General features: G+C 67.5%; 10 protein-coding genes. 1 reads left to right on the top strand and 9 read right to left on the bottom strand.

Annotated elements, in window-relative coordinates; translation table 11 throughout:
• Nucleotides 1–78 precede the first annotated feature (78 nt).
• The 9 genes from AC5P57_RS14425 to AC5P57_RS14385 all read right to left on the bottom strand — a co-directional run bounded on the left by AC5P57_RS14425 (nt 79) and on the right by AC5P57_RS14385 (nt 11,161).
• Nucleotides 79–513 carry an SseB family protein gene (locus tag AC5P57_RS14425; protein ID WP_049429399.1) on the bottom strand — a complete coding sequence of 145 codons (435 nt, stop codon included), beginning with the start codon at nt 511–513 and terminating at the stop codon, nt 79–81.
• Between the two features lie 49 nt (nt 514–562).
• Nucleotides 563–898, bottom strand: a complete 336-nt coding sequence (locus AC5P57_RS14420; protein ID WP_099551117.1) for a hypothetical protein — start codon at nt 896–898, stop codon at nt 563–565.
• Nucleotides 899–901: 3 nt separating this feature from the next.
• Nucleotides 902–1,939, bottom strand: coding sequence for a S41 family peptidase (locus AC5P57_RS14415; protein ID WP_262235361.1), 1,038 nt, complete (start codon nt 1,937–1,939; stop codon nt 902–904).
• 223 nt (nt 1,940–2,162) lie between these two features.
• Nucleotides 2,163–5,201, bottom strand: a complete 3,039-nt coding sequence (locus tag AC5P57_RS14410) for an autotransporter family protein (RefSeq protein ID WP_262235362.1) — start codon at nt 5,199–5,201, stop codon at nt 2,163–2,165.
• Between the two features lie 312 nt (nt 5,202–5,513).
• On the bottom strand, nt 5,514–6,581 hold the full coding sequence (locus tag AC5P57_RS14405; protein WP_099551114.1) for an acyltransferase family protein: 1,068 nt from the start codon (nt 6,579–6,581) through the stop codon (nt 5,514–5,516).
• On the bottom strand, nt 6,581–7,729 hold the full coding sequence (gene nagA, locus AC5P57_RS14400; RefSeq protein WP_099551113.1) for an N-acetylglucosamine-6-phosphate deacetylase: 1,149 nt from the start codon (nt 7,727–7,729) through the stop codon (nt 6,581–6,583). Before nagA ends, AC5P57_RS14405 begins: the two co-directional genes overlap by 1 nt.
• Complete coding sequence (locus tag AC5P57_RS14395) at nt 7,729–8,757, bottom strand: SIS domain-containing protein (RefSeq protein ID WP_099551112.1); 1,029 nt, start codon at nt 8,755–8,757, stop codon at nt 7,729–7,731. Before AC5P57_RS14395 ends, nagA begins: the two co-directional genes overlap by 1 nt.
• A gap of 7 nt (nt 8,758–8,764) precedes the next feature.
• Nucleotides 8,765–9,832 carry a LacI family DNA-binding transcriptional regulator gene (locus tag AC5P57_RS14390; RefSeq protein ID WP_005411045.1) on the bottom strand — a complete coding sequence of 356 codons (1,068 nt, stop codon included), beginning with the start codon at nt 9,830–9,832 and terminating at the stop codon, nt 8,765–8,767.
• 39 nt (nt 9,833–9,871) lie between these two features.
• A complete protein-coding gene (locus tag AC5P57_RS14385) occupies nt 9,872–11,161 on the bottom strand; it encodes a sugar MFS transporter (RefSeq protein ID WP_142806754.1) in 1,290 nt (429 codons plus the stop codon).
• Between the two features lie 377 nt (nt 11,162–11,538).
• On the opposite strand from AC5P57_RS14385, the gene AC5P57_RS14380 reads away from it, so the two are divergent.
• Nucleotides 11,539–12,558: a glucokinase family protein gene (locus tag AC5P57_RS14380; RefSeq protein WP_099551110.1), complete on the top strand. Its 1,020-nt coding sequence runs from the start codon at nt 11,539–11,541 to the stop codon at nt 12,556–12,558.
• The last annotated feature ends 98 nt before the right edge of the window (nt 12,559–12,656 follow it).

Below are 12,656 nucleotides of genomic sequence, written 5' to 3'. Positions count from 1 at the left end.
CCTGCCGCTCGCCTGCCCTGCCCGTTTCGTGCAGAGCATTGCAGCCTCATGCGCCCCTTGCCGAACGTGGTTCCTGGCTCAGTGCGCCATGCCGCGGGTGATCGCCGCCGCACGCTGCTTCAGCTGGGCCACGGCATCGGGAATCATCTCCATGCCCACGTCCAGGCCCGGGTTCAGCACCAGGCCGACGCCGTCGCCGATACCGGCCAGCAGCGCGTGCACCGCGATCGGCATGGCATGGGCGAACTGCGGCAGCTGCTCGTGCCACAGGCCGGCGCGCTCGGGCGCGGTGAACACCGCGAACATCGGCTCGCCGCTTTCGCTGGTCAGCACCAGCGGCGAGATGCTCTCGTCCCAGGCACCGTCTTCGCCGATGGCCTTGTCCAGCAGCACGAACGCCGTCGAGGTCAGCAGGCCGTCGAGGAACTGCGACGCGGTCAGCGTGCCGTCCTGTGCCTGCAGCAGGCGCACCTCGAGGTCGTTGAGGGGGTCGAACGGGGTGTCGTGGTCCATGGTCGGTTCCGGTACGTGATTGCAGGGCAGACTTTAACAGGCCCAGTCCTCAACCGATGTATCCGTGCCGCCACATCCACCCGGCGGACGCCAGCCCCGCCACCCCCATCAGCATCAGCGGCAGGCCGAAGCGGTGCCGCCATGGAATCGGCACCCCACCCAGCTGCTGGTCCATGGACTCGGTGTCCAGCACCCAGCCGTGTTCGCATTGGGTGCAGGCCAGCTCGTAGCGGCGCTGGTGGGTGAAGCCGAACAGCAGGTCGATGCGCGCCATCTTGTAGCGCAGCTGAGGGGCGAAGTCGGTTTCCGTCTGGCAGTGCAGGCAGTGGTGGGCTTCGGTTGGGCCGACCACCACCACCCGCTCCTGCTGGCCGATCAGGATCATGGATCAGTTGCCCGTGCAGGCGGGTTGGGCCAGCAGCCAGGCCTGGGCGGCGGCCAAAGTGGCGGCATCGCCCTCGATGCGCTGGTCGGGCTCGATCTTCAACCCATCACCACGATCATTGCGGTCGCGCATCACGGTGGTGGTCAACAACAGGCGGCTGCCATCGGCCAGTGTGCGCACGTTGTTGCCAGTCGAGACCCCTGCCGTCGGCTGGCCGAAGCTGCGCGTCTGCGCGCGGCCACGCCACGCCAGTGCCGAGGCCTCGCCCGAACTGCCGGTACGCGGTCCGAACAGCACCGCCACCGGCGCGCCAGGCTGCCGCAGCACATAGCCGGTCTGGCCGAAGTCCAGCACCGGCTTGCCTGCATGCTGCACGGCGGTCGCGGTCAACGTCCAGCGCTCCGGCCCCTGTGCGGTTTCGAACGACCCCACATCTTCGTTGTTCACCACCGAGGTGCGCAGCAGCGGTGCCATGCCCAGCAGCATCGGCCACATGTTGCCACCGCTGTTGTCACGCAGGTCGACGATCCAGCCACAGCGCATGCCGTCGTCCTTGCCGCGGATGACCTGCTGCCACCGCGCGGCGCGCTGGATGTTCTGACGGAACGCTTCCTGTGGCGTCGCGCCGGGCGTGGAGGCATATCCCTCGATGACCAGCCAGCCGATGCGCGCATCCACCGCATCGGCGGCCTTGGCCTTTTCCACGGCAGCGGCGCCGACCTGCTGCGCGCGCGCAAGGGATTCGCTCTGGCGCTGGGTCGTCGTCCATACGCCATGATTGCCCGTGCTGACCGCAATGGCTTCGCGCAGCAACGCCAGCCGCTTCACGGGGTCACCCTGCACCGATTGCAGTCGTGTGCGGGTGCCAGGCCAGTCCACTTTGTCCCGATACAAGGCTTCATGCTCGAGCAGATCCAGGATCTGTACCTGCGCTTCCGGCGAAGGTATTTCGGTGGTGGACGCGGTGGCGGCTGTTGCATTGGCTGCCAGAAGGGACAGCGTCAGCGCACCAATCCCACACACTCCCTTGCACATCCGCATGCGACGTTTCCTTGTCGTTGGGTCAGGTCCACAGCATAACCGTGGCGAATCATGCCCGCCATTGCGCGGATAGCCGTTGTAGAGCCGAGCCCATGCTCGGCTGCATGGGACACGATCAAAGCAGCCGAGCATGGCTCGGCTCTACAGGGTCATGACCACGGGAAGATTCGTGCCGACCAAGATCGACACCCACCAGAGCGGGTCATGACACCCGTACCGGACGCTACCAGTCCGCGCGCAGGCCGATGTTGCCTTCGATGATGCGTCGCTTCTCGTTGCGGTCGCTACCCAGTTCACGGGTGTAGTCAGCCACCGCGTACGCACTGATGGTGCGGTTGAAACGGCCGACCACACCCACACCGGCTTCCAGCGCGCGCGAACGCTGCGAATTGATGATCACGTCGTCGTCGAAACGGATGCGGTCTTCGCCGGAACGACCATGCCAGTAGTTGAGCTTGAAATACGGCTGCCAGCCGTTGTCGGCCAGCTGGTAATCACCGGCCAGACGCAGGCCGATGCGGCCGGTCCAGGCGTTGTCATTGTCGAAGCGCACGCTCGAGACCTCATCGCGGCGGTCATCCAGCGAGGTGCGTTGCCAGATCACCTGCAGCTGCGGTTCCAGCCACCATGCGGACTGACCGAAGTGCAGCAGCGGCTTGCCGGCCTCCACCGACACACTGGTGCCGTCGCCGCTCACGCCGAAGCCGAGACCACGGGACGAGCTTACCCGGCCATCGTAGCGACTCTGCATCGCCACGGCGTCGATGTAGCCACCGCGGCTGTCGGTGAACGTCCAATACAGGCCCACGTGCTTGTCATCCAGCCGGTTCTGGCCCACCTGCACGTTCTCCCAGCCCAGCGCCAGGCCCGTGGTCCTGCCCTGCGCGCGGGTGCGGCCGACGAGTACGCCGATCTGGTTGCGGTGGCTGTCGCTGGCCGCTGCCCACACATCCAGGCCAGCCTGCAGGCCCATCACATCGCCGTCGAAGCCGGGCTGCGCATCCCCCTTCCAATGGATCTCGCTGCTCTGCCCCACCAGACGGCCCCAGGCGGTGCGGAACGCACCCTGGTTGTACAGCAGGCGCTGCTCGCCCTGCCGCTCGTGGAAGGTACCGAGGCTGGCCAGCGAGGTCTCGCGCAGCAACGGTGGCACCACAGCGTAGGCCGCGGTTTCCACGCGGTACAGCGGCACCACCGCGCCTTCGGCCGGACGCGCACCGGGTGTCGGCGGCGTGCCGGTGCCGGGCAGTGCGCCGCCGGCCACCGGCACGTCCGGCACGTCCGGCACGGCAGGGTCACTGGGCGGTGCCACCGGGGCGGGCTCCGGTGGAGGCGGCGGTGGCGCGGTCTCGCCGGCAGTCAGGTCTGGATCGGTGGCGCCTTCAGGCGGCGGCGGCGGTGCCGGGGTGATCGGCGGCGGCGGTGCGACGGGGGGCGTCGGCGGCGGCGGCACGCCATTGATACCGCTTCCGTTTGGCGCCGGCGTCGGTCCGGCCACAAGAGTCGAACGCAGGTACCAGTTCTCGCCGGTGCCGGCACTGACACCGCCCTTGAACAGGAAGTACTCGTAGGCGCCGGCTGCTACCGGCGCGAACAACGAGAACGCACCGGGTGCCGTACTCGCGCCGTTCAAGGCCTGCACCACCAGGATGCCGTCGGCCAGCGTGGCAGCACCGCTGCCGCCAGCATTGAGCACGCCGATGCCGGTGGTGCCGGTGGCGGTACCGCCATCGATCACCAGGCGGTCGCTGGTGGAATTATCCGCACCCAGAACGGTGCGCAGGTACAGGCCACCCCCGTCACCGCGGTAGTTGCCACGCACGGTGAACACGTCGCCGGCGCCGGTGCCGGTCAGATCGATGCGCCCGGCGTTGACCACCTCCACCAGTGCGACGCTGTTGAAAGGACGGATCGCATGCCCACCGCTGCCTGCGTATAGGGTACTGGTGTCATCCACGGTAAGCATGCCGGCGCCGGATGCGCTGTCACCCAGCACCAGATCGCCATCGAAGGTCAGCTCGGTGCTGTTGGCCAGGTTGATCGTTTCCCAGTTCTGGAAGCGGCTGACGCCAGCGGTTTTGACGTTGTTGAGATTGAGCTGGTCCACGCCGCTGCCACCGTCGAACAGCGGCACGGCACCGAGGTTGCCCTGGTTGAGGCTGCTGAGGTTGGCCACGTCGTTGTCCGGCCCCATGTCGATCGCGCCGTAGACGATGCCGCCGCCACTCCAGTTGAATGTATCGTTGCCGGTACTGAGCAGTACCTGCCCGCGCACGGTGCCATCGGTGATGGTCACGCTGTCGCTGCCCCCACTGACGCTGATGTTGCCGCCGATGTAGGCCGTGCCCGAGATGATGATGGTATCGGTGTCGAAGCCGGTCACCACGTTGCCGTCAACCGTACCACCGGACTGGTCCCACAAATTCTTGTCCAGCTTCATGTTGACGCGGCCGATGCGGCCAGCGGTCATCCAGGCCTGGTCGCCATCCTCGAACGCGCCGATGATGCGGCCGCCACTCATGCGGAACGTATCGATGTTGTCGCCCTGCTGCAGCGCGCCGATCGTGCCGCCACTCATGACGAAATCATCGCGACCGCTGCCCTGCACCACCACACCGGTGACGGTGCCGCCGGTGACGGTCATCTGGTCATCGCCGCCGCCCTGGTCGACACTGTCGATCGTGCCATCACTGAGCAGCAGCACATCGTTTCCATCGCCCTGCAATACGCCGCCGGAGATGCTGCCGGCCTGCATCTCCAGGCGATCATTGCCGGCACCGGACTGCACGCCGGTGCGCCCGCTGATCGTGCCGCGGTTGACCAGCACGCTGTCGCCCGCACCCACGAACTGCAGGGCGATGTTGTTGCCGGTACTGATGCTGCCGGTGTTCTCGACACGGCTGCCGCCACCGAGCTGCACGGCCTCGCCGCCGACCGAACTGATCGCTCCCAGGTTGGACAGCAGGTGCCCACCGGCACCGACCAGGGCGATGGCACCGGCGCCGCCGCTCTGCTGCAGCTGCGCGCCGCTGGCGACGTTGACGGTGATGCCGGCCGCACTCGTGGCGGTGATCGGCACCGTCTGAGGATTCGGCGCGTTGGCATCACAGGTGACCGTCTGGCCCGCAACGGGAGCGACGGTGTCACAGCCAGCCCAGGCCGCGCCGGCGGTCAGCAGCATGATGGACGGGACGGTCAGGGCCTGCAGCACGGAAACGGCAAGGCGGCGCGGACGGAACGCACGCGGAACGGCACGGGACATCGGGCACTCCTGGGCGGGAAATCAGGAACTGCGTATGTGCGGCACTGCGCTTGCAGTCTGCCGTGTGGTGAACCGTTTCGATAGGTGAACTTGCGTGCGGGAAATCACAGTTCAGATGTGAAATCGCCCAGCCCTCACGCCGATGTGATGTGGCTGAAATCGTTCATTTTTTCCGGTATTCGAGAATCACGCGCAAAGCATCCACGCATGGCGTGGATCTACTGATCCATCGCACCCCGCCCGATTGATCCACGTCACGAGGCAATGAAGCGCATCACCAGTAGTTCCACGCCATGCGTGGATGAGGCGCCGTCAGATCTTCAGATAGATCTTCCGCCAATCCAGCCACCACGCCACGCCCCACCACAGCGCGACGAACGCCAGCGCCTGCAGCATCGACGCCAGCTCCAGCGCCTGCGGCATCGCGGTGGCCAGCTGCTGCCAGACCCACCCCCAAACACCGGTCGCCATCAGCACCACCGACATCACCGATGCCCCCAGGTACGCGGTGATCGCATTGACCCCGAAGCGCCTGCCGAGTGCCGGCCACCCCTTCTGGTCGATCAGCACGTGGCCCAGCCACAGCGCCAGCGCCGCAAGGCCGCCGGTCCACAGCACGTAACTGGGCGTCCACAGCTGCTTGTTCAACGGCAGCACCACGGTCAACAGCAGGCCCAGCACAGCGGTCGCCACACCCAGCCCGGCCAGCGCCCCGGCACGTCCGCTGCGCAGCAGGCCACCGGCCAGCAGGCCAAGCACGGTGCTGGCCAGCGCACCCAGCGTGCTCAGCAGCCCTTCGGGATCATGGCCGAGCCCGGTATCGGCATGCCATTGATAGATCCACGGTGCGAACAGCGCGGTATCCAGACGGCTGGCCGGGTTGGTCCACGGCGCCAGCTCACCGATGCCCAGCAGCAGCACCGTGTACCCCACCAGCAACGTGACCAGCACGCCCGCCTGCACGCGCGGCCGCGCACACACCGCCAGAACACCCACCAGCGCCGCGCATACCGCAATCCGCTGCAGCACGCCCCAGATGCGGAAGTGATGCGTATCCAGTGCCCACCAGATCAGCAGGTGCAGCAGCGCACCGGCCACCAGGATGCGCAGCGCGCGCTCCAGAACGCCGCGCGCCAGTGCAGGTCGCGCCGCCGCGTCCAGCGCGCGCGGCGCCACGCTGAAGGCCATCGACACGCCGACCAGGAACAGGAAGAACGGGAACACCAGATCGGTGGGCGTGCAGCCATGCCAGTCCGAATGACGCAGCGGCGCGAACACCGCGCTCCAGTCGCCCGGATTGTTGACCAGCAGCATCGCCGCCACGGTGATGCCGCGCAGGGCATCGATCGAGCCCAGCCGGCGTGGCGGCGAACTGTTCATCAGGCGGCCTCGTACTGCCCGGCAATCCAGGTGCCGCGCACCTGCAGAGCGTCATCCAGCAGCACCAGGTCTGCCTGGTAGCCCTCGGCGATGTGGCCAAGGCGATCATCGACGTTGAGGAACTGCGCCGGGTACGTCGATGCCATGCGCGCGGCTTCGGCCAGTGGCTGGCCAAGCAGCTGCACGGTGTTGCGCACCGCAGTGGCCATGTCCAGCGCCGAACCCGCCAGCGAACCGGCGGCATTGCGCACCACGCCGTCGATGGCGGTGATGGTTTCGCCATACAGCACGTAACTGGGATCGTCGGCGCCGACCGGCGGCATTGCGTCGGTCACCAGCAGCAGGCGGCCGCGCGGCTTGGCCGCCAACGCCACGCGCAGGCTGGCCGGATGCACGTGCACGCCATCGACGATGATGCCGATCCAGCTGTCGCGGTCTTCCAGCGCGGCACCCACCGCGCCGGGCTCACGCCCCTGCAGCGGCGACATCGCGTTGTACAGGTGGGTGAAGCCACGCACACCAGCATCCAGTCCGGCACGGATCTCTTCGTAGGTACCTGCGGTGTGCCCGGCAGCAACAATCACGCCACGCTCGACCAGCGCACGGATGGTCTCCAGCGGCACGCGTTCGGGCGCCAGCGTCAGCACGGTCACACCGTTGTCCAGCGATGCCGCCAGCGCGATTTCTTCTTCATCCGGCACGCGGAACTTGCTGGGATCGTGGGTGCCCTTGCGCGCCGGCGCGATGTACGGGCCTTCCAGGTGGATGCCGATCACGCCGGGCACGCCCTGCGCGATTGCTTCGTGCATCGCACCGATGGCTTCGCGCATCACCGCCACGTCATCGCTGATCAGCGTTGGCAGCATCGCGGTGGTGCCGAAGCGGCGGTGGGCCTGCGCGATGGTGCGCAGTGCCGCTACGTCCGGCGTGTTGTTGAACAGTGCGCCACCGCCACCATTGACCTGCACGTCGATGAAGCCGGGCAGCAGCCAACCGCCTTCCAGGTCCACCTGCTGATCAGCCTGGCCAAGCCGCGGTGCAGCGTCGGGCAACAGGGCGGTGATCTGCCCGTTCTCGATCACCAGCGCCAGATCATCGCGGAAGTCGTCGCCCGCCAGGATGCGGGCATTGCGCAGCACGGTCGCCATTACACGGTCTCCGTCACCTTGTTCAGGTGCGGCGGCAGGTCCGGGTTGAAGCCACGACGCAGCGCCAGCGCGTTGATCGCGCGGTAGAAACTCTGCACGGTCAGCAGCGGTGCGCACAGCGGGTGCGGCGCAGCAGCCACCGGCAGGTTGCCACCTGCACCGGCCAGCCAAACCTGCGCGCCACGCGAGGTGAATTCCTCCACCACCGCACGGGTGCCGGCGCCGGTCTCATCGGGCTGGGCAAAGGCCAGCACCGGGAAACCACGGTCGACCAGCGCCATCGGGCCGTGCTTCACTTCGGCCGAGCTGTAGGCCTCTGCATGCAGGCTGCAGGTTTCCTTGAACTTCAGCGCCGCTTCCTGCGCCGCACCCAGGCCCAGACCACGGCCGAGCACGAACAGGTTGGTGGCCTCGACCAGGCCCTCGGTCACCGCGCTCCAGTCGCACTGCCACGCCTCACGCATGGCATCGGGCAGCAGGTCCAGGGCGCTGCGCAGGCTGCTGTCCTGCTTCCAGTACGCAGCCAGCTGCAGCAGCGCAGCCAGCGAGGCCAGGTAGCTCTTGGTCGCTGCCACGCTCTTCTCGGCACCGGCATGCAGCGGGATGACCGTGTCGGCCAGCTGCGCCAGCGGTGAGTCCTCGACGTTCACCAGTGCGATCACGCGCGCACCGGCGGCCTTGGCCGCCTCGGCATTGCGCAGCAGGTCCGGGCTCTTGCCCGACTGCGAGATGACAATGAACAGTGCGCCGCGCAGCTGCAGTGGCGCGGCATAGACCGACCCCACCGACGGCGAGGCCGACGCGACCACCAGGCCCAGCTGGGTTTCCAGCAGGTACTTGCCGTAGGTGGCGGCGTGGTCGGAGCTGCCGCGTGCGCAGGTGACCACGAACGGCGGCGGCGCAGCACGCAGGCTGGCGGCCAGGGTTTCCATGGTGGCGTGGTTGCGCGAGAACTGGCGGGCAACCACGTCGGCCGCTTCAGCGGCCTCGGCGAACATCAGGGTGGCAGTGGGGTCTGACAGCGACATGGCAGGCTCAGGCAGGATCGGAAGGAAGGGGGCGTGCGCCGGCCGGGCGCATCGGCGCGGTCGAACCGCGCACCACCAGCTGCGGCACGAAGCCCTGGTTGTGCAGCGGTGCCGGCGCATCGTCGTAGGCGTCGCTGCGCAGCTGCGCGATCAGCAGGCGCGCGGCGTGGCGGGCGATGTCCTCGGTGGCCTGCTTGGCGGTGGTCAGCGGCGGCCACGACTGGCGCGAGAACGGGCTGTCCTCGAAACCGGCAATGGACAGGTCGTACGGCACGTTCATGCCGGCCGACTTGGCAGCGGCCAGTACGCCGGCAGCGATCTCGTCGTTGGAACCGAAGATGGCGGTGGGCGGCTCGCGCAGCGCCAGCAGGCGGCGCGCGCCGCGGAAACCATCGTCGAAGGTGTAGTCGCCCTGCACTACCAGATGCTTGTCCACGGTCATGCCGTAGTCCTTCAGCGCGGCTTCGTAACCGGCGTAGCGTTCACCCGAAGATCGGTGCGAGCTGCCGCCCCAGAGGAAGCCGATGCGCTGATGACCCAGCTGGATCAGGTGCTCGGTGATCTCGTAGGCGGCCTCGCGGTCGTCCACGAACACGCAGGCACCGTCGGCCGGGTCTTCGGTGGCGGCGATGATGCGCACCAGCTTGATGCCGCGCGCGGTCAGCGCCTGGATCAGGTCGCGGCGTTCGGACATCGGCGCGGTCAGCACCAGCCCGGCCAGACGCGAGCGCTGCACCCAGTCGGCCAGTTCATCGGCCAGCAGTGGCGAACTGGAATCGCAGGGATGGATCTGCAGGCCGAAACCCGTCTCGCGGCACGCAGCCAGCACGCCGTTCTGCACGCCGATGATGTGGTACGGGTTGGGGTTGTCGTAGACCAGCCCGATCACGAAAGTGGTGCCGCTGCGCAGGTTGCGCGCGGACGGATCGGGCTCGTAGTCGAGTTCGGCGATGGCACGCAGCACCCGCGCACGGGTGGCCTGCATCACCGAGGGCTCGTTGTTGATCACCCGCGAGACCGTCTTCAGCGAGACCTTGGCCTTCTCCGCAACGTCCTTGATGGTCGCTCTGCGCATGGGTTTTCCCTGGGGTTGGCTGCCGTCCATCATCGCCGATCAGGCCTTGTCCTGCGGCAGGCCGGCGCGATGGCCGATCACCGAATAGAACAGGATGTACAGGTAGCAGGGCACCATCAGCAGCACGAAGGTGAGCTGGAAATCGATGTGCTGCTTGAGCAGGGCGAACAGCTGCGGAATGATCGCGCCACCGGCAATACCCATCACCAGCAGGGCCGAACCGGTTTCGGTGAAGCGCCCCAGGCCGCGGATGGCCAGCGGGAAGATGGCCGGCCACATCATGGCGTTGGCAAAGCCCAGCAGGGCCACGAAGGCCACCGACACATAGCCGTGCGTTGCCCACGCGCCCAGGCAGAACACCACGCCCAGCACCGCCGACAGGGTCAGGTAGCGCGACTGCGATACCACCCGCGGAATCACCAGCAGGCCGACCACGTAACCGACCAGCATCGCGCCCAGGGTGAAGGCGGTGAACATCTTGGTCTCGTCCAGCGGCAGGTTGAAGCCATGCCCATAGGTGCCGATGGCATCACCGGCCATCACTTCCACGCCCACGTACACGAACAGGCACAGTACGCCCAGCCACAGGTGCGGGAACTGGAAGATGCTGCGGCGCTCGACCGCACCGGCGGCCACCGGCGTGGCGTTGGCTTCGGACGATTTGATTTCCGGCAGCGGCGAGAACAGGATCGCCACCGCCAGCACCACCAGCAGCGCCGCCATGGCCAGGTACGGGGCGTGGATCTTGGCGGCGAACTGGTTCAGCAGCACGGCCTTGGTCGCGGCATCGGCCGCCTGCACCTGCACGTCCAGATCGCCAATGCCATGCAGCACCACCGTGCCGATCAGGATCGGCGCCAGGATGCCGGCGATCTTGTTGCAGATGCCCATCAGCGCGATGCGCCGCGCCGCCGTTTCGATCGGCCCCAGGATGGAGATGTACGGGTTGATGGCCGTCTGCAGCAGGGCCAGGCCGCTGCCGATCACGAACAGGCCGCCCAGTGCGCCGGGGTACCAGCGCTGGGTGGCGAATTCGCCGAACAACGCGGCACCCCCGGCCATCACCAGCAGGCTCAGGCTCAGGCCCTTCTTCATGCCGGTGCGGCGCAGGATCCACGACGACGGCAGGGCCAGGAAGAAGTAGGACAGGTAGAACACCATCAGCACCAGGAAGGCACCAACCTCGCTGAGTTCGAAGGCGAGCTTGACGAAGGTGATCAGCGGGCCGTTGAGCCAGGTGAAGAAGCCGATCAGGAAGAACAGCACGCCGACGATGGCGATGGAGGTGGCCACGTTCGGGCGCGCGCTTGCAGCGGAGACGGCGGACATCGGGAAGGGCTCCTGCGGCGACGGCCGCAGAACGCGGCGTCGGAGAGTGGCTGGGAACAACGTTGTCACATTCTTTCGGTGGACAACGGCGGTTTGTCAACTTCCATGCAAGGCCGCATGAGCCTCGTGCTGCACTGCGCAACCCGATCGCAATGGATCGCGCTGAATGCGGCGCAGCCCTTGAGCCCCGTGCAGCAACGGTTCCCGCGTGAAACCCATGCTCACGTCATGTAAACGTTTACTGCACGCCGCATTCGTTGCGACGCAGCAACGAAAGTGTCACGAACTCGTTGACATCGTTGTCAGCGGGGTTACAGACTCCGCCCCAATCGCCGCCCCCGAACCCGGGGCCGGCCTCACCTGCAGCAGGAGCCCGCGTGACCGCCAGCCACCCCGCCCCGGCCCATGTCCTGTCCCGAGTCGCGCCGACATTCCTGGCCGCCGACGTCGGTGGCACCCATGTGCGCGTGGCCCGGGTCCAGGCCAGCGGTGATGCCGCCCATCCGGTGCAGGTGCTGGAATACCGCAAGTACCGCAACGCCGACCACGGCGGCCTCAGCGCGATCCTGTCCGACTTCCTGGGTGAAGGCCCGCGGCCCACGCATTGCGTGGTCGCAAGCGCCGGCTATGCCCGCGAGGACGGCACGGTGATCACCGCCAACCTGCCGTGGCCGCTGTCCGCGCGCCAGGTGGAAGCCGATGTCGGCCTGCAGCGGGTCTACATCGTCAACGATTTCGAGGCAGTGGCCTACGCCGCCGCACAGGTGGACGCCAGTGGCGTGCTGCACCTGTGCGGGCCGGAGACCGCTGCGCGCGGCCCGACCCTGGTGGTAGGACCCGGCACCGGCCTCGGTGCCGCGCTGTGGATCCCCACCGCGCACGGCCCGGTGGTACTGCCCACGGAAGCCGGCCAGCCGACCCTCGCCGCAAGCACCGAACTGGAAATGGCCATCGTCCGCCACATGCAGCGCGACCGCGCCCATGTGTCGATCGAGCATGCGATCTCCGGCCCCGGCCTGATGAACCTGTACCGCGCGGTGTGTGCGCTGCAGGGTCAGGTGCCGACGCTGGCCAGCCCCGATGCAGTCACCGCCGCGGCCATGGCCGATACCGATGCGCATGCGCGCCAGGCGCTGGATGTGTTCTGCGGGCTGCTCGGCAGCACCATCGGCGACATGGCCCTGTTCTATGGCGCCCATGGTGGCGTCTACCTGGCCGGCGGCATCCTGCCGCAGATCCGCGAATACCTGCACGCCAGCACCTTCGTCGAACGCTACCTGCAGAAGGGGCCGATGGGCGAAGCACTGGCACGCATCCCGGTGAAGGTCGTCGAACACGGCCAGCTGGGCGTGGTCGGCGCTGCCAGCTGGTACCTGCAGCAGCAGTCGGCCGCCTGACACCGCAACAGGCTTCAACGCAATCGCAGCACGCAGTACGTGGCACGCCAACGCACGGGACTTCGCCGCCGCCCCGCGCATGTCTTCGCAACCGTAAC

This window comes from Stenotrophomonas sp. YJH_SMC_79 (assembly GCF_059367995.1).
This window is presented reverse-complemented; position numbering and strand designations above follow the sequence as displayed.

Excerpts from the sequence above, each read along its gene's own strand:
- AC5P57_RS14395 (WP_099551112.1), bottom strand. The coding sequence starts at position 8,757 with ATGTCGCTGTCAGACCCCACTGCCACCCTGATGTTCGCCGAGGCCGCT.
- AC5P57_RS14425 (WP_049429399.1), bottom strand. The coding sequence starts at position 513 with ATGGACCACGACACCCCGTTCGACCCCCTCAACGACCTCGAGGTGCGC.
- AC5P57_RS14385 (WP_142806754.1), bottom strand. The coding sequence starts at position 11,161 with ATGTCCGCCGTCTCCGCTGCAAGCGCGCGCCCGAACGTGGCCACCTCC.
- AC5P57_RS14410 (WP_262235362.1), bottom strand. The coding sequence starts at position 5,201 with ATGTCCCGTGCCGTTCCGCGTGCGTTCCGTCCGCGCCGCCTTGCCGTT.
- AC5P57_RS14405 (WP_099551114.1), bottom strand. The coding sequence starts at position 6,581 with ATGAACAGTTCGCCGCCACGCCGGCTGGGCTCGATCGATGCCCTGCGC.
- AC5P57_RS14415 (WP_262235361.1), bottom strand. The coding sequence starts at position 1,939 with ATGCGGATGTGCAAGGGAGTGTGTGGGATTGGTGCGCTGACGCTGTCC.
- AC5P57_RS14420 (WP_099551117.1), bottom strand. The coding sequence starts at position 898 with ATGATCCTGATCGGCCAGCAGGAGCGGGTGGTGGTGGTCGGCCCAACC.
- nagA (WP_099551113.1), bottom strand. The coding sequence starts at position 7,729 with ATGGCGACCGTGCTGCGCAATGCCCGCATCCTGGCGGGCGACGACTTC.
- AC5P57_RS14390 (WP_005411045.1), bottom strand. The coding sequence starts at position 9,832 with ATGCGCAGAGCGACCATCAAGGACGTTGCGGAGAAGGCCAAGGTCTCG.